The sequence below is a fragment of the Burkholderia sp. 9120 genome (assembly GCF_000745015.1).
GTDB lineage: Bacteria > Pseudomonadota > Gammaproteobacteria > Burkholderiales > Burkholderiaceae > Paraburkholderia.
The window spans coordinates 3,409,577-3,426,436 of sequence record NZ_JQNA01000002.1; the positions used below are offsets into that span (position 1 = coordinate 3,409,577).

Annotated in this window: 16 protein-coding genes; all 16 read left to right on the forward strand. The window is 66.4% G+C overall.

Translation table 11 applies throughout. From position 1 onward, the window contains the following. The first annotated feature begins 6 nt into the window (after window positions 1–6). Entirely contained in the window at window positions 7–771 is a 765-nt protein-coding gene (locus FA94_RS23500) for an SDR family oxidoreductase (RefSeq protein WP_111935568.1), read from the forward strand. Between the two features lie 11 nt (window positions 772–782). Beyond that, the gene (locus tag FA94_RS23505; protein WP_035555812.1) at window positions 783–1,868 is read left to right on the forward strand and encodes a ferredoxin--NADP reductase; all 1,086 of its coding nucleotides are present in this window, start codon (window positions 783–785) and stop codon (window positions 1,866–1,868) included. Window positions 1,869–1,934: 66 nt separating this feature from the next. Further along, on the forward strand, window positions 1,935–3,584 hold the full coding sequence (locus tag FA94_RS23510; RefSeq protein ID WP_051980685.1) for a FadD3 family acyl-CoA ligase: 1,650 nt from the start codon (window positions 1,935–1,937) through the stop codon (window positions 3,582–3,584). 76 nt (window positions 3,585–3,660) lie between these two features. Beyond that, window positions 3,661–4,557 carry a VOC family protein gene (locus FA94_RS23515; RefSeq protein ID WP_035555813.1) on the forward strand — a complete coding sequence of 299 codons (897 nt, stop codon included), beginning with the start codon at window positions 3,661–3,663 and terminating at the stop codon, window positions 4,555–4,557. A gap of 6 nt (window positions 4,558–4,563) precedes the next feature. After that, window positions 4,564–5,448 (forward strand): CoA transferase subunit A, encoded by an 885-nt coding sequence (locus tag FA94_RS23520; protein WP_035555815.1) that lies wholly within the window; start codon window positions 4,564–4,566, stop codon window positions 5,446–5,448. A gap of 10 nt (window positions 5,449–5,458) precedes the next feature. Beyond that, a complete protein-coding gene (locus tag FA94_RS23525; RefSeq protein WP_035555817.1) occupies window positions 5,459–6,256 on the forward strand; it encodes a CoA-transferase subunit beta in 798 nt (265 codons plus the stop codon). 8 nt (window positions 6,257–6,264) lie between these two features. Next, window positions 6,265–7,164 carry an enoyl-CoA hydratase gene (locus FA94_RS23530; protein ID WP_035555819.1) on the forward strand — a complete coding sequence of 300 codons (900 nt, stop codon included), beginning with the start codon at window positions 6,265–6,267 and terminating at the stop codon, window positions 7,162–7,164. Next, window positions 7,161–8,243, forward strand: coding sequence for an NAD(P)H-dependent flavin oxidoreductase (locus tag FA94_RS23535; protein ID WP_035555821.1), 1,083 nt, complete (start codon window positions 7,161–7,163; stop codon window positions 8,241–8,243). Before FA94_RS23530 ends, FA94_RS23535 begins: the two co-directional genes overlap by 4 nt. Before the next feature lie 41 nt (window positions 8,244–8,284). Beyond that, on the forward strand, window positions 8,285–9,130 hold the full coding sequence (locus tag FA94_RS23540; RefSeq protein ID WP_051980686.1) for an enoyl-CoA hydratase family protein: 846 nt from the start codon (window positions 8,285–8,287) through the stop codon (window positions 9,128–9,130). Continuing rightward, window positions 9,127–10,308 (forward strand): acyl-CoA dehydrogenase family protein, encoded by a 1,182-nt coding sequence (locus tag FA94_RS23545; RefSeq protein ID WP_035555823.1) that lies wholly within the window; start codon window positions 9,127–9,129, stop codon window positions 10,306–10,308. The genes FA94_RS23540 and FA94_RS23545 overlap by 4 nt, the downstream gene beginning before the upstream one ends. A 72-nt stretch (window positions 10,309–10,380) precedes the next feature. After that, on the forward strand, window positions 10,381–11,442 hold the full coding sequence (locus FA94_RS23550) for an acyl-CoA dehydrogenase family protein (protein WP_035555824.1): 1,062 nt from the start codon (window positions 10,381–10,383) through the stop codon (window positions 11,440–11,442). After that, window positions 11,442–12,593, forward strand: a complete 1,152-nt coding sequence (locus tag FA94_RS23555) for an acetyl-CoA C-acetyltransferase (protein WP_035555825.1) — start codon at window positions 11,442–11,444, stop codon at window positions 12,591–12,593. Before FA94_RS23550 ends, FA94_RS23555 begins: the two co-directional genes overlap by 1 nt. A 50-nt stretch (window positions 12,594–12,643) precedes the next feature. Then, the gene (locus tag FA94_RS23560) at window positions 12,644–13,519 is read left to right on the forward strand and encodes an SDR family oxidoreductase (protein WP_035555826.1); all 876 of its coding nucleotides are present in this window, start codon (window positions 12,644–12,646) and stop codon (window positions 13,517–13,519) included. 4 nt (window positions 13,520–13,523) lie between these two features. Continuing rightward, window positions 13,524–14,837, forward strand: coding sequence for an acyl-CoA dehydrogenase family protein (locus FA94_RS23565; RefSeq protein WP_051980687.1), 1,314 nt, complete (start codon window positions 13,524–13,526; stop codon window positions 14,835–14,837). Further along, window positions 14,837–16,057: an acyl-CoA dehydrogenase family protein gene (locus FA94_RS23570; RefSeq protein WP_035555827.1), complete on the forward strand. Its 1,221-nt coding sequence runs from the start codon at window positions 14,837–14,839 to the stop codon at window positions 16,055–16,057. The genes FA94_RS23565 and FA94_RS23570 overlap by 1 nt, the downstream gene beginning before the upstream one ends. Beyond that, window positions 16,054–16,857 carry an SDR family oxidoreductase gene (locus FA94_RS23575; RefSeq protein WP_035555828.1) on the forward strand — a complete coding sequence of 268 codons (804 nt, stop codon included), beginning with the start codon at window positions 16,054–16,056 and terminating at the stop codon, window positions 16,855–16,857. The genes FA94_RS23570 and FA94_RS23575 overlap by 4 nt, the downstream gene beginning before the upstream one ends. Window positions 16,858–16,860: the final 3 nt, after the last annotated feature.

The window sequence follows — 16,860 nt, forward strand, 5'->3', positions numbered from 1 at the left end:
ATGAAGATGGGAGACAGACTCAAAGGCAAGATCGCCGTCGTGACGGGTGCGGCGAGCGGCGTCGGCAAACAGGACGCGCTGCTGTTCGCGCGTGAAGGCGCGCGCGTCGTGCTGACCGACGTCAACGAAGAAGCGGGTCGTGCGGTGGCGGCGGAAATCGGCGACGCGGCGCGTTTCGTGCGTCACGACATCACGTCGGAAGCGGGCTGGAACGATGTGTTCGGCGCCGCGCAAACGAACTTCGGCACGCCGGACGTGCTGGTCAATAACGCTGCCGTGCTCTTGCTCGGCAGCATTGAAGACACCACGCTCGAACAGTGGCAGAACGTGCTGCGCATCAACGCCGAAGGCTATTTTCTCGGCTGCCGCGCGGCGGTGAAGGCGATGAAGGAGAAAGGCGGCTCGATCGTGAACATGTCGTCGGTCGCGGCGTTGGGCGGGCTCGGCGCGTTTTGCGCGTATTCGGCGAGCAAGGGCGCCGTCACCGCGATGACGCGTGCGATCGCCGCGCATTGCAAGACCCAGGGCTACAAGGTCCGCTGCAACACGATCCATCCCGACGGCATTCTCACGCCGATGACCGCGCCGTTCTTCGGTTCGGCGGAAGGCACGCGCGACGCGCTGACGCAATCCATCGATCCGCAAGCGCGCATGTGCCTGCCGGAAGACATCGCGAACCTGGTGCTGTTCCTCGCTTCGGACGAATCGCGTTTCATCAACGGCAGCGAGTATCGGATCGATAACGCGCAGTTGATCATGGGCGTGGCCTGAGTTCGCCCGCCATGGCTGATGCGCGTTTTCACCGGCTCAAAGTGGCGGACGTGATCGCGGAGAGCGCCGACGCGCGCTCTTTCGTGTTCGACCTGCCGCAGGCGCTGCGCGAGGCGTTCAGCTATCGCCCGGGGCAGTTTCTGACGCTCAAGGTGCCCTGCGCCGACGCGAACCTGCAGCGTTGTTATTCGCTGTCGAGCGCGCCGGGTATCGACCTCGCGCCGAAGATCACCATCAAGCGGGTGCGCGACGGCCGCGTGTCGAACTGGATGTGCGACAGCGTGCAGCCGGGCGACGAGCTCGACGTGATGGCGCCGGCGGGCGTCTTCACGCCGCGCTCGCTCGACGGCGATCTGCTGCTGTTCGCGGGCGGCAGCGGTATCACGCCGGTGCTGTCCATTCTGAAATCGGCGCTGGTGAATGGACGCGGCATGCTGACGCTGATCTATGCGAACCGCGACGCGCAGTCGGTGATTTTCGCCGATGAACTGCGGCAACTCGGGCAGCGGCACGCGGGGCGTTTGCGCGTGATTCACTGGCTCGATAGCGTGCAGGGGATTCCGCAGCAGCGTCATCTGGAAGAACTGGCGCGGCCGTGGAGCCAGCAGGAATGCTTTATCTGCGGACCGGCGCTGTTCATGGAGAACGCGTTGGCGGCCATGCTGGCGCTCGGCTTGCCGCGTGCGAAGGTGCATGTGGAGCGGTTTGTTTCGCTGCCGGATTTGCCGGTAGCCGAGCGTGGCGGCAACGGCGAACCCGGTGTTGCCACCAACGCGATCACCCCGCCCACTGTCGCCGCTACCGCCGTCACCACCGTCACCACCGCCTCCATCGAAACCCAACTCGACGGCGCCACCTTCCACCTCATCAGCGAGCCCGGCGAAACCCTGCTCGACGCGATGTTGCGCGCCGAGGTTCCCGCGCCGAACTCGTGCCGCAGCGGCTTATGCGGCGCCTGCATGTGCCGGGTCGTGGCCGGTAGCGTGACCCTGAACGCGAACCACGTGCTCGACGCAGCCGATCTCGCCGACGGCTGGACCCTCGCGTGCAGCGCGACCCCTGCCAGCGCGACGCTGCGCGTGGCTTTCCCCGACTAGGTTCGCGGTGCGTAGGCGCGCCGTTCATGCGTACGCGTGCCGCGAACCCTCTTCATCGAATTCATCATGACGCTGAACCACATTCTGACGACGCCCGCGTTGATCGCGCACGGCGCCGCGCGCCACGGCACGCGCACCGCGATCGAAACGGCGCAGGGCAATCTCAGCTACGCGCAACTCGACGCCGCCCGCATCACGGCGGCGCGCGCGCTGATCGGCTGCGGCATCCAGCCGGGCGAGCGGGTGGCGATCTGGGCGCCGAACGTGGCGTCATGGATCGTCGCGGCGCTGGCGATTCATAGCGCGGGCGCTGCGCTGGTGCCGATCAACACGCGCATGAAAGGCCTTGAAGCGGGCGCGATTCTCGAAGACAGCGGCGCGCGGCTGTTGTTCTGCTGCGGCACCTTCCTCGGCGACTCGTATCCGGCGATGCTGGCATCGCACCGTCCTGCGTCGCTGGAGCGGATCGTCGTGTTCGACGGAGAAGCGGAGCCTGGCGCGAGCGAGCATCACGGCCGCGACGAAACCTGGGATGCGTTTCTGTTGCGCGCGGCCGGTACGTCGATGGAAACCTTCCGCGGCCGCGAGGCGATGGTGCGGCCCGATACGCTGATGGACATCATGTTCACTTCCGGCACCACGGGCCGGCCGAAAGGCGTGATGACCACGCACGGCCAGAATCTGCGCGCGGTTCACGACTGGGCGCAGATCGCGACGCTGCGCGGCAGCGACCGCTATCTGATCGTCAACCCGTTCTTTCATGCGTTCGGTTACAAGGCCGGCTGGCTCGCGGCGCTGGCGAGCGGCGCGACGGTGTTGCCGCATCTGGTGTTCAACCCGGAACGCGTGCTCGAACGGATCGTGCGCGACAGGGTTTCGGTTTTGCCGGGACCGCCCACGCTGTATCACGCGTTGCTCGACATGCCGGATCTGGCCGCGCGCGATCTGTCGTCGCTGAGGGTGGCGGTAACCGGCGCGGCGGCGATCGCGCCGAGCCTGATCGAAAGGATGCGCGCGCAACTGGGTTTCGACACGGTGCTGACGGGCTACGGTCTGACGGAATCGTGCGGATTCGCGGCGCTCTGCCGGCGCGGTGACGACGCCGAGACCATTGCGCACACGTCGGGCCGCGCGATGCCGGGCGTCGACATCCGCATTGCCGACAGCAACGGCGCGGCGCTTGCCCCGGGCGAAACCGGTGAAGTGCAGATTCGCGGCTACAACGTGATGCAGGGCTATTTCGGCCAGCGCGAAAACGCCGTCGATACCATCGACGCCGACGGCTGGCTGCACACCGGCGACCTCGGCACGCTCGACGTCAACGGTTATCTGCGCATTACGGATCGCATCAAGGACATGTTTATCGTCGGCGGCTTCAACTGCTATCCGGCGGAGATCGAGCGGCTGTTCAGCGGACATCCGGCGGTCGCGCAGGTGGCGCTGATCGGCGTGCCCGACGAGCGGCTCGGCGAAGTGGGGCACGCGTTCGTCGTGCTGCGCGCGGGCGAGCACGCGAGCGTCGAAGAACTGACCGGGTGGGCGCGCAAGAACATGGCCAACTACAAGGTGCCGCGCTTTCTGTCGCTGGTCGAGCGGTTGCCGGTCAGCGCGGCCGGCAAGGTGCTCAAGTACCGTCTGCGCGAAGGGGCGGGAAATGATGCTGAAACCGTTGCCGTCAACCACGCCAAAACCCCGGAAAACAGCGCCGCAAGCTAGTCCCAACAGACGATGTTACGCCGCCCCCGCAGCGCCAGAATAAGCCTGACAACAACAGCTTCTGGAGGAGTCGGAGATGATCGAAGTGCGGGCTTTAGGCTACGTCGTCGTGCAGTCGACTGCGGTCGACACATGGCGCGATTACGCCGAAAACGTGCTGGGCATGCAGACGCAGAACGCCACGAACGGCGCGCTGTATCTGAAGATGGATGAGCGCGATTTCCGCTATCTGATCGTGCCCGGCGACACCGATCGCTACTTCGCGTCCGGCTGGGAACTGGCCGACGCGGCGGCGCTCGACAACGCGATCCGCGCGCTCGAATTGTGCGGCGTGGAAGCGGTTCGCGCGAGCGCCGAGGAAGTCGCGCTACGCCGCGTGCAGGCGATGGTGTGGTGTGTCGATCCGTCCGGCAACCGGCACGAGTTTTTCTGGGGCATGCGAGCCGATTTCCGCCGCTTCGCGTCGCCGCTCGGCGTGCCCGGTTTCGTCACCGGCGCGATGGGTCTCGGCCATACGGTGCTGCCCGCGCCGCAGTTCGACGCCACCGATTCGTTCATGCGCAACGTAATGGGCTTCGAGCTCTCGGACATTTTCCGCGTGCGTTTCACCGACGACCCCGCCGAACCCGAAAAGCGCATCCACTTCCTGCATTGCAGGAACGCGCGTCACCACAGCCTCGCGATCATGGAGATGGCCGTGCCGTCGGGCTGTATTCACGTGATGGCCGAAGTCGATTCCATGGACGAAGTAGGCCGCGCGCTCGACCGTGTCGCCGCGCAAGGCGTGAAGCTTTCCGCCACGCTCGGCCGCCATTGCAACGACCACATGACCTCGTTCTACATGAAGACGCCAGGCGGCTTCGATCTGGAGTTCGGCTACGGCGGCCTGACGGTCGACTGGGCGCAGCACAGCGTCTACGAAGCGACCCGCGTGAGCCTGTGGGGACATGATTTCAGCGTGGGATTCCGCTAGACCGATATGAAAACTCTCGACAAACAACTCAGCGCGCGCGACGTCGTCGCGCAACTCGCCGACGGCATGACGATCGGCATCGGCGGATGGGGGCCGCGCCGCAAACCGATGGCGCTGGTGCGCGAAATCGTCCGCTCGGATCTGAAGGACCTCACCGTGGTCGCCTACGGCGGACCCGACGTCGGCTTGCTGTGTGCAGCGGGCAAAGTACGCAAGGTGGTGTTCGGCTTCGTCTCGCTCGACATGATTCCGCTCGAACCGCATTTCCGCCGGGCTCGCGAAACCGGCGCGATCGACGTGCTGGAACTGGACGAAGGTCTGCTGCAACTCGGCTTGCGCGCCGCTGCCGCGCGTTTGCCGTTTCTGCCGACGCGCGTCGGGCTCGGCACCGATCTGCTCAAACACGCGCCGCATCTGCGCACGGTGCAGTCGCCATACGGCGGCGAGACCTTGCTCGCCATGCCCGCGCTGGAACTCGATGCGGCGCTGCTGCACGTGAACGCGGCGGACAAGTTGGGCAACACGCGGATCGACGGCCCGGATCCTTTCTTCGACGCATGGTTCGCGCGGGCGGCGGCGAAATGCTTCGTCAGCAGCGAGACGGTGGTCGATTCGCTCGCGAGCAGCGACCTCGATCTCGCGCGCCGCAATACCTTCGAGCGTTCGCTCGTGAGCGGCGTGGTCCACGCGCCGTGCGGTGCGCATCCTACATCGTGCGCGCCGGCTTACGGCTGGGATCTGCCGCAGTTGAAGACGTATTGCGCGAGCGCCGAGGACCCGGCGCAAACGGCGGCCTATCTGCGCGACGTAGTGGGCGCCGACGAACCTGGCTATCTGCAACGCGCAGGCGGCCGGTCCCATGTGGCGGCTTTGCCGTTGCCGATTCTGTAATGGAGCGCAAATGAGCGACTCTCTCGATTATTCCCTCGCGGAACTGATGATTGCCGCCGCCGCGCGTGTCTGGCGCGACGACGGCGAAGTGCTGGCCACCGGTATCGGCACGGGGCCGCGCCTCGCGGCGGGTCTCGCGCGGCTGGCCTATAACGCCGGCCTGATGCTGACCGATGGCGAGGCGTATCTGGTGGAAAGCCCGGTGCCGCTCGGGCCGCGTGAAGCGGGCTATCGCGTCGAGGCAAGTGGGTTGATGACCTACGAGCGCGTGTTCGATTGCGTCTGGCATGGCAGGCGTCATGCGCTGGTCATGCCGACGCAGATCGATCGCTTTGGCCAGGCCAACATCTCGTGGCTCGGCGACGACTACGCACGCCCGAAAACGCAATTGCTCGGCGCGCGCGGTTTTCCCGGCAACAGCATCAATCACGCGAATTCGTTTTTTGTCAGCGGGCATGGCAAGCGCACGTTCGTGGCCGGTGAAGTGGACATGGTGTGCAGCGTGGGCTACAACCCGGCGCGTGAAATTGCCGGCATGCGTGCGTTCACCGATCTGCGCAGCGTGATTACCGATCTGTGCGTGATGGACTTCGGCGGCGCGGATCACGCGGTCCAGGTGCGCTCGCTGCATCCCGGCGTGAGCTTCGACGAAGTGCAGGAGCTGACCGGTTTCGCGTTGCTGGCGCACCCCGAGATGCAGGTGACGCCGCCGCCCACCGCGGACGATCTGCGTATCGTGCGCGCGCTCGACCCCCACAACCTGCGCGCGAGCGTCGTGCGCAATAACCCCGCGCCACGCAGCGTGTGAGGGACGTCATGTCGATCAATCCATCCACGGCGACGGCCGACGCTGCCGACGAAGTTGTCGAGTATCGCGTGAGCGACGGTATCGCGACCATCACGATGAATCGCCCCGAGTATCACAACGCGCAGAACTCGAAGATGACGTACGCACTCGACGCGGCGTTCAAACGCGCGTCGAACGACGATACCGTCAAGGTGATCGTGCTGGCCGGCGCGGGCAAACACTTTTCGGCGGGGCACGATATCGGCACGCCGGGCCGCGATATTCATCAATCGTTCGAGCGCGCCTCGCTCTGGTACGACCATGTCGGCAAGGAAGGCGGCGAGTTCTTGTACGCCCGCGAGCAGGAGGTCTATCTCGGCATGTGCCGCCGCTGGCGCGATCTGCCCAAGCCGACCATTGCGATGGTGCAGGGCGCGTGCGTGGCCGGTGGTTTGATGCTGGCGTGGGTCTGCGATCTGATCGTCGCGTCGGACGATGCGTTCTTCTCCGATCCGGTCGTGCGGATGGGGATTCCTGGCGTCGAATATTTTGCCCATGCGTATGAGCTGAATCCGCGCATTGCCAAAGAGTTTCTGTTTCTCGGCGAACGGATGGATGCGGCGCGCGCGTATCAGATGGGCATGGTGAACCGGGTCGTGCCGCGCGAGCGTTTGCAGGACACCACCACGGAAATCGCCGCGAAGATCGCGCGCATGCCGCGACTCGGATTGACGCTCACCAAGCAGGCGGTGAATCACGTCGAGGAATTGCAGGGCAAGCGCGCGGCCATGGACGCGGCCTTTGCGTGGCATCACTTCGCGCATGCTCATAACGAGCTGGTGAGCGGCGACAAGCTGGGCGGTTACGACGCCCGCAAGATGGCCGACTCGCAACGCACGGACGCGGCCTCAAACGGAGAAGCCGCATGACCGCCGCGCTGCACACGCCGCTGTGCGACCTGCTCGGCTGCCGCTATCCGATTGTGCAAACCGCAATGGGTTGGGTCGCCGACGCGCGGCTCGTCGCGGCCACCTGCAACGCGGGCGGCTTCGGCTTTCTCGCCGGCGCGACGCTCGAAGCCGAGCGCGTGGAAGCGGAGATTCTGCGGGTGAAGGAACTGACGGACCAGCCGTTCGGGATCAACTTCCACATGTTCCAGCCGAACGCGGCGCAAGTCGTCGATCTGGCGATCAAACACAAACTGCGCGCCGTGAGCTACGGCCGTGGACCCGACGCAAAGACGATCCGCCGTTTCAAGGACGCGGGCGTGATGTGCATTCCCACCGTCGGCGCGCCGAAACACGCGCAGAAAGCGGTCGAGCTCGGCGCCGACGCGGTCACCGTACAAGGTGCGGAAGGCGGCGGCCACACGGGCTCGATACCCACCACGTTGCTGTTGCCGCGCGTGCTCGACGCCGTCAACGTGCCGGTGATCGCCGCAGGCGGTTTCTTCGACGGACGCGGCCTCGCCGCCGCGCTCGGCTACGGCGCGGCCGGTATCGCGATGGGCACGCGTTTTCTGATGACCGAAGAATCGCCGGTGCCGCGCACGACGCTCGAACGCTACGTGGCGGTCGACGACCCTGCGCGCATTCGCGTTTCGGCCGCGCTCGACGGTTTGCCGCAACGCATGATCGACAACCCCTACCTGCTGCGTCTCGAAGCATTCGGGCCGCTGCGCCGCACGCTGTTCGCGCTGCGTACCGCCGAAGCGTGGCGTCGCCAGAGCGGCATGAGTTTCGCGCAGATGGCGTCGCTCGGTTTCAAGGCGTTGCGCGAGCACAGCTACACCGCGAGCCAGACGCTGATGGCGGCGAACGCGCCGTTTCTGATCCAGCGTGCGATCGTCGACGGCGAGCCGGACGAAGGCGTGCTGCCGAGCGGCCAGGCCGCCGCGATGATCGGCGCGCTCGAGTCGTGCGACAGCGTGATTGCGCGCATTGTCGACGAGGCCTCGGCGCGGCTCGACACACTCGCCGCGATGCGCGGCATTCCGGTTCACGCGTGAGCCGGCCGAGTCTACAGACACCATTCACCAGGACGGAGACCATGACAGAACCCCTCGACAGCATCCGCTCGCTGCCGTTCAGGATTGAACGCGAAGGCGGTATCGGCGAGCTGGTGATCGATCAGCCGCCGGTCAATGCGCTGGACACGCGCGGCTGGCAGGCGCTGGCCGATGCGATCGACGCGCTCGGCCGCGACGACAGCGTGCACGTGATCGTGCTGCGCGGCGCGGGACGCGGCTTTTGCGCGGGCGTCGACATCAAGGAACTGGCCGCGCATCCGGAGCGGATCGTCGCGGTCAACGCCGGCAATTACGCGACGTTTCGCGCCGTGCACCGCAATCCGAAACCGGTGATCGTCGCCGTGCACGGCTTCGTGCTGGGCGGCGGCATCGGCATCTGCGGCGCGGCGGACGTGATCGTCGCGTCGGACTGCGCGCGTTTCGGCGTGCCGGAAATCGATCGCGGCGCGATGGGCGGCGGCGCGCATTTGCAGCGCATGTTCGGCGTGCAGAAAGTGCGCGCAATGTATTTCACCGGCGACATGGTCGACGCCGCCGAAGCCTATCGCCTCGGCGCGGTGGAACGTGTCGTGCCGCGCGAGCAGTTGCGCCATGCCGCGCTCGAACTCGCGCGCAAGATCGCCGCCAAAAGCCCCGCGATGCTGCAACTCGCGAAAGAGGCGCTGAACGGTGTGGAAGACGGCGACCTCGAAGACAAATACCGCTGGGAACAGGGCTTCACGCTGCAGGCGTATATGACGAACGATTCGACCGAAGCGCGTTCGGCGTTCGTCGAGAAACGCGACGCACAGTTCGATGCCGCCGCATCTCAAGGTGAATCCAAAGGCGGACCACAAGCCGAACCGCAAGCCGGAGCGCGCGCATGAAGCTCGACTACACGCCGGCGCAACGCGCGTTTCGCGCGGAGATTCGCGACTGGCTCGCCGCGCATGTGCCGCGCGAACCGCTGCCGAGTTTCGACACCGAAGCGGGTTTCGCCGCGCATCGCGCGTGGGAACGCACGCTGCATTCGGGCCGCTGGAGCATGGTCACGTGGCCGCGCGAGCTGGGCGGACGCGGTTGCGATCTGATCGAGTGGCTGATCTTCGAAGAGGAATACTGGCGCGCCGATGCGCCGATGCGCGTGAATCAGAACGGCATCTTCCTGCTCGGGCCCACGTTGATGGACTTCGGCACGCCCGAGCAGAAAGCCCGCTTTCTGCCGGCCATGGCCGCCGGTGAGCACGTGTGGGCGCAAGGCTGGTCCGAACCGAATGCGGGCTCGGATATGGCCGCGATACGCGCGAGCGCGATCCGCACCGACGGCGGCACGGGCAACGAATACATTCTCAACGGCCAGAAAATCTGGTCGACGCGCGCCGTCTGGGCCGACTGGCTGTTCGGCCTGTTTCGCAGCGACGCGCAATCTACCCGTCACCACGGGCTGACGTTCCTGATGGTGCCGCTGTCCACGCCCGGCATCACCGTGCGGCCGATCCGGCAGTTGAACGGCCACACCGGTTTCGCGGAAATCTTCTTCGACGACGTGCGCGTGCCGGTCGACAACCGTCTTGCGGGTGAAGGCATGGGCTGGCAAGTCGCGATGGCAACCGCCGGTTTCGAACGTGGCCTGATGCTGCGCTCGCCCGCGCGTTTTCAACGCACCGCCGAAGCGTTGCGCGATCTCTACCTCGCGCATCGTGCCGAGGCCGACCGCGATCCGACCTTGCGCGACCGCGTGACGGCCGCATGGATGGACGCGCAGGCCTACGCGTTGTCGACCTATGCCACCGCCAGCCGTCTGCAGAAGGGCGGCCATATCGGCGCGGAGTCGAGCACCAACAAGGTGTTCTGGTCCGAACTCGATCTGCGCATGCATCAGACCGCGCTCGACATTCTCGGCGCGCGCGCCGAGGTGGTGCCGCAAACGCGCGAGCAGCACGCCGCGCTCGGCAACTGGCTCGACGGTTTTCTGTTCGCGCAGGCCGGGCCGATTTACGCGGGCACCAACGAGATCCAGCGGAACATCGTCGCGGAACGGATGCTGGGCATGCCGCGCTCGTGAGGCCGGCGCCGACCGCCGCCGACCGCCGCAACGAGCCCGCCTGCGGGCGCTTAAAGGATTGAGCGAGGAACTATGGATTTCGTATTCAACGAGGATCAGGAAGCGCTGGAGCGCAGTGTCCGGCGTTTTCTCATGACGGAGATGACGCCCGAACTGATCCGCGAGTTATGGCACACGCCGACCGGACGCTCGGACGCGCTGTGGCAGATGATCGCCGCGCAAGGTTTGACGGCGGTGTCGGTGCCCGAGGCTCACGACGGCCTCGGTCTCGGCGAAGTGGAGTGGTCGCTGCTCGCGCAGACCTACGGCTATTTCGCCGGACCCGAGCCCCTGCTCGATACGGCGCTGGTGGCCGTGGGCCTGCTCGACGGTTTGCCCGCGAGCGGGCCGCGCGACGCGTTGCTGCGCGATATCGCGGCGGGCTCGGCGCGGGTGGCGATTGCGCATCCGGTGAATCCGTATGTCGCCGACGCGCACGTCGCGCAGGTTCTGCTGGCCGAGCGCGACGGCGAACTGCACTGGCTCACGCCGCACGCGTGCCGCTTGAATGCGGTGGAAAGCGTCGATCCTTCGCGGCGTTTGTTCGAGGTCGACTGGACGCCTTCCGTCGAGACGCGGGTGGCCTCGCGCGAAACGGCCGCGCCGCTGCTGGCCAGCGCGCTGGATCGCGGCGCGTTCGCCGTGGCCGCGCAACTGCTCGGGTTGACGCAGCGCGTGCTCGATGTCGCGATCGATTACAGCGCGCAGCGCAAGCAGTTCGGCAAACCGATCGGCTCGTATCAGGCGCTCAAGCATCTGCTCGCCGACGTCGCGATTCGCTACGAGTTCGCGCGGCCGGTGGTGTATCGCGCGGCCTGCGCGATTGCCGACAACGACCCGCAACGCGCGCTGTACGTCTCTCACGCGAAGCTTGCCGCCACCGCCGCCGCGCAGCTCGCCGCGCGCCACGCGATGCAGGTACATGGCGCGATCGGCTACACGTGGGAACTCGATCTGCAAATCTTCATGAAACGCATCTGGGCGCTCGGGAATAGCTGGGGCGACACGACGTTTCACAAGGCCCGCGTCGCCGCTGCGCTGATCGAAGATCGCGCACCGATCGGCCCGGCCCGTACTTTCGAACTGGAGTCGTGATGAGACAGGCTTATATCGTCGACGCGCTGCGCACGCCGACCGGCCGCCGCAAAGGCGGCCTCGCGCAGGTGCATGCCGCGGACCTCGGCGGCTTCGTGCTGCGCGAACTGGTGGCGCGCAACGCGATTCCCGCCGACGACTACGACGACGTGGTGTTCGGCTGCGTCGATACGATCGGCCCGCTGGCGGGCAATATCGCGCGCACCTGCTGGCTGGCCGCCGGTTTGCCGCTGACGGTGCCGGGCGTGACGGTGGACCGTCAGTGCGGATCGTCGCAACAGGCCGTGCATTTCGCCGCGCAGGCGGTGATGAGCGGCACGCAGGACGTGGTGGTCGCCGGTGGTGTGCAGACCATGACGCAGATTCCGATTTCGTCGGCCATGACGGCGGCCGTGCCGCTCGGTTTCAGCGATCCGTTCTCCGGCAGCATCGGCTGGCGTGCGCGTTTTGGCGATGCGCCGGTCTCGCAGTTTCACGCGGCGCAGCGGATCGCGGATCACTGGAATCTGTCGCGCGAGGACATGGAGCGCTACGCGCTCGAAAGTCATCGGCGTGCGTTGGCGGCGATCGAAGGTGGTTATTTTGCGCGTGAGATCGCGCCGTTCGCGGGCGTCTTGCATGACGAAACGCCGCGCAAGGACACCACGCTCGCAAAAATGGCGTCACTCGAACCGCTGATGCCGGGCGGCGCGTTGACGGCTGCCGTCTCCAGCCAGACGTGCGATGCGGCCGCCGCGCTGCTGATCGTTTCCGAAGACGCGCTCAAGCGCCACGGCCTGACGCCGCGTGCTCGCATTCACCATTTGAGCGTGCTCGGCGACGACCCGCTGTGGATGCTCACCGCGCCGATTCCCGCGACCCGTCATGCGCTGAAAAGAGCCGGCCTGACGCTGGACGATATCGATGTGGTCGAACTCAATGAGGCGTTCGCATCGGTCGCGCTGGCCTGGCTCGCTGAAACGCGTTATCCGCACGAACGCACCAACCCGAACGGCGGCGCGATCGCGCTCGGCCATCCGCTCGGTGCAACCGGCGCGCGGCTGATGACCAGTCTGCTGCACGAACTCGAACGCACGCAAGGCCGCTACGGCCTGCAAACCATGTGCGAGGGCGGCGGGCTCGCCAACGTCACGATCATCGAGCGCTTGTAGGCGCATAGCAAGCACGTCGATAAGCGCATCACTGTCTACAAGGATCAAGCATGGGAATCTGCAACGGCCGCACGGTGATCGTCACCGGCGCGGGAGGCGGGTTGGGCCGCGAATATGCGCTGGCGTATGCCGCCGAAGGCGCGGCGGTGGTCGTCAACGATATTCGCGAGGACGCCGCGCAAGCGGTCTGCGACGAGATCGCGCGAGCAGGCGGACGCGCGCTCGCCAACGCGGACGACATTACGCGCATCGATACCGCACAACGGATCGTCGATGCCGCGCATCAAGCGTTCGGCGAGATTCATGTGCTGGTGAACAACGCGGGCATTTGCCGCGACCGGATGTTCGCCAGCATGAGCGAAACCGATTGGGACGACGTGATGCGCGTCCATCTGCGTGGCCATTTCTGCCTCGCGCAGTTGCTGGCGCGTGAATGGCGCGAGGCGTCGAAGGGCGGCGCCGAGGTGGACGCGCGGATCGTCAACACGAGTTCCGGCGCCGGGCTGCAAGGCTCGATCGGGCAGGCGAACTATGGCGCGGCCAAGGCCGCCATCGCGGCACTCACGCTGATGCAGGCCGCCGAGCTGCAGCGCTACGGCGTTCGCGTGAACGCGCTGGCGCCGGCCGCGCGCACGTCGATGACCGAAGGCGTGTTCGCCGACATGATGAAAAAGCCCGCCGATGGCTTCGATTACTTCGATCCCGCCAACGTCGCGCCGCTGGTGGTGTGGCTCGGCAGTGCCGCGTCGCGCGATGTGACCGGCCAGGTGTTCGAGGCCGCGGGCGGCATGATCGCGGTGGCGGAAGGCTGGCGCACCGGCCCGAGCATCGACAACGGCGCGCGCTGGCACGTCGCGGAGATCGGCGGCGCGGTCGCCGCGCTGGTCGCGCAGCGCGAGCCCGCGCAGCGCGTCTACGGAAGCTGATGCGATGAACCTCGCTCTTTCCGAAGAACAGATCATGATTCGCGACGCGGCGGCCGAGGTGCTGACCGAGTGCAGCGCGTCGGCGGCGGTGCGGCACGCGATCGAACAGGGCGCGGGTCGTGATGAGGCGTTGTGGCGCACGGTCGCGGGCGAACTCGGCTGGTGTGCGCTCACGGTGCCGGAAGACGCGGGCGGTGCCGGTCTGGGCGCGACGGAACTGGTGCTGATGATGGAACAGCTCGGCCGGCGGCTCGCGTGCGTGCCGTACTTCGGCACGGTCTGTCTGGCGGCGACGGCGTTGGCGATGCTGAGCGACGGCGTGGATGACGGTGTGAGCGATGCGGAGGCTGCGCGTGAGCACCTTGCACGGATCGCGAGCGGTGAATTGAGCGCCACGCTCGCGTTGCCGCTGTCGGCAGGTTTCGACTTCGATACGCGAGCGCTACCGGTTTCAAGCGGATTCGGATTCGGATTCGGATTCAACTTCGACGCACGCACGGTGCCGCTGCACGCGGAAGAAACCGGCGGCGGTTACCGTCTGTCCGGCACGCTCGATCAAGTGATCGACGGCGCGAGCGCCGGACTGTTACTGGTGCCGGCGCGTGTTGCCAACGAAGCGCAGACGCTCGCACTGTTCGAGCTGCGTGGCGCGGACATCGCGGGGCTGACCCGCACGCCGCTCGTCACGCTCGATACAACGCGTCCCCTCGCACGGCTCGACCTGCATGACGTCGACCTCCCGCGCTCCGCTGTTCTGGCTCGTGGTCGCGAAGTCGAACGCGTGCTCTCGCACACCGCATGGTTCGCCGCGCTGGCGCTCGCCGCCGAACAGGTCGGCGGCGCGCAGCAATGTCTCGATCTCACACTGGCCTACACCGCGGATCGTGTGCAATTTGGCCGCGCGATCGCATCGTTTCAGGCGGTCAAACACCGCTGCGCACAGATGCTGGTCGAGATCGAAGCCAGCCGCTCGGTCGTTTTAGGCGCCGCGCAAACGTGGGATCAGGCGAGTGCCGCTGCATCACCCGGTGCCGACGTCTTCGCGGATATCGCCGCAGCCAAAGCGACCGCTAACGACGCGTTCCGCTTCTGCGCGCAGGAAGCGATCCAGTTGCACGGCGGCGTCGGTTTCACCTGGGAATACGACCCGCAGTTGTATTTCAAACGGGCTCAGGCGTCGAGCGCGCTATTCGGCACGAGCTCGCAAATGTTGTCGTGGATCGCGCAACGATTGGTGGATCGCCGTGATCCGCAGTCTGAGGCGCCTGCCGACGCGCACGCCGACCACGCGCAAAACGTGCTCGCGGGAGTCCTGTGATGAATAGCGAAACACACTACGAGCGCTTGCGTGTCGAAGTCGCCGACTGGATGCACACGCATCTAACGGGCGAATTCGCGTGCCTGAAATACCGTGGCGGTCCCGGCGACGAAGACGCCTATCCGGCGCTGCGCAAGCAATGGGAACGCGAACTGGCGGACGGCGGCTGGACGGGACTCAGCTGGCCCACGAGCGAAGGCGGCCGCGCCTTCACGGTCGCGCAGCAGGTGATCTTCCACGAGGAATACGCGCGCGCCGGCGGCCCCGGCCGCATGGGACATATCGGCGAAGGCCTGCTCGGCCCAACGCTGATCGCGTGCGGCACCGACGATCAGCGAAAGCGTTTCCTGCCCGGCATCCTGAACGGCACGCAGTTCTGGTGCCAGGGCTATTCGGAACCGGGCGCGGGCTCCGATCTCGCGAACATCCGCACCCGTGCCGTTCGCGACGACCACGGCAACTGGCGCATTTACGGCCAGAAAGTCTGGACCTCGCTCGCGCACGATTCCGACTGGATCTTCGTCGTTGCGCGCACCGATCCCGATTCGCGCGGCAATCGCGGCCTGTCGTTCCTGTTGCTGCCGCTCGATCAACCCGGCGTCGAAATCCGGCCAATCCGGCAGATGAACGGCGGCGCGGAATTCAACGAGGTGTTCTTCGACGGCGCGCTCGCCGCCGCGGACGATCTCGTGGGCGCGCCCGGCGACGGCTGGCGCATTGCGATGACCTTGCTCGGTTTTGAACGCGGCATGTCGACGCTCGGCCAGCAGATGCAGTTCATCCGCGAACTGGACTGGGTGATCGACGCCGCGCACGAAGCGGGCGTTGCGCACGACGCCGTGATCCGCCAACGGATCGCGCGGGCGTGGGCGGGCTTGCGTGTGATGCGCTACAACGCGCTGCGCATGCTGGCCGGCGCCGACGATGCCAACGCGGCCAACACGGCAAACGCGGCCGCCGCTACCGCGCCGGGCCGCGAGGCGCTGATCTACAAGTACTACTGGTCCAACTGGCACCGCGAACTCGGCCAGCTGGCCATGGACGTGCTCGGCCCCAACGCCAACCTGCTCGACGCCGATCAGGAGAAACGCAGCCGTCTGCAAGGCGTTTTCCTGTTCTCGCGCGCCGACACGATCTACGCGGGCACCAACGAAATCCAGCTCAACATCATGGCCGAGCGCGGGCTCGGCATGCCGAAAGAACCCAGAGGAACGCTATGAACGAGTCTCAAACGGTGCGCAGCGCGCCCGCGTATGTGCCGGGTCATCAGTTGCTGGCCGGCAGGTCGGTGCTGATTACCGCCGCCGCCGGCGTCGGCATCGGCTTCGCCGCCGCGAAGCGCTGCGCGGAAGAAGGCTGCCGTGCGCTGTTCATCTCCGACATTCACGAACGGCGGCTGGCGCAGGCGGTCGAGACGCTGCGCGCCGAAACCGGTTTGCAGGCCATTTACGGGCGCCTGTGCAACGTCTCGGTGGAAGAGGACGTGCGCGCGCTGGTGGCCGACGCCGAAGACAAGCTGGCGGGCGTCGACGTGCTGATCAACAACGCCGGGCTCGGCGGCGCGCGCCGCATCGTCGATATGGACGATGCCGAATGGTCGCGCGTGATCGACATTAGCCTTACCGGCACGTTCCGGATGACGCGGGCGATGTTGCCGCACATGCAGCAGCGCGGCCATGGCGTGATCGTCAACAACGCGTCGGTGCTCGGCTGGCGCGCGCAGGCGGAACAGGCGCACTACGCGGCGGCGAAGGCCGGCGTCATGGCGCTGACGCGCTGTGCGGCGCTCGAAGCCGCGCCTTACGGCGTGCGCATCAACGCGGTCGCACCGAGTATTGCGTTGCACGATTTTCTGAAGAAATCGGCTTCGGCCGATCTGCTCGATCAACTGGCGTCGCGTGAAGCATTCGGACGCGCCGCCGAAGTGTGGGAGGTGGCGAACGTGATGGTCTTTCTCGCAAGCGACTACGCGTCGTATATGACTGGCGAAGTGCTGTCGGTCAGCAGCCAGCACGCGTGATGG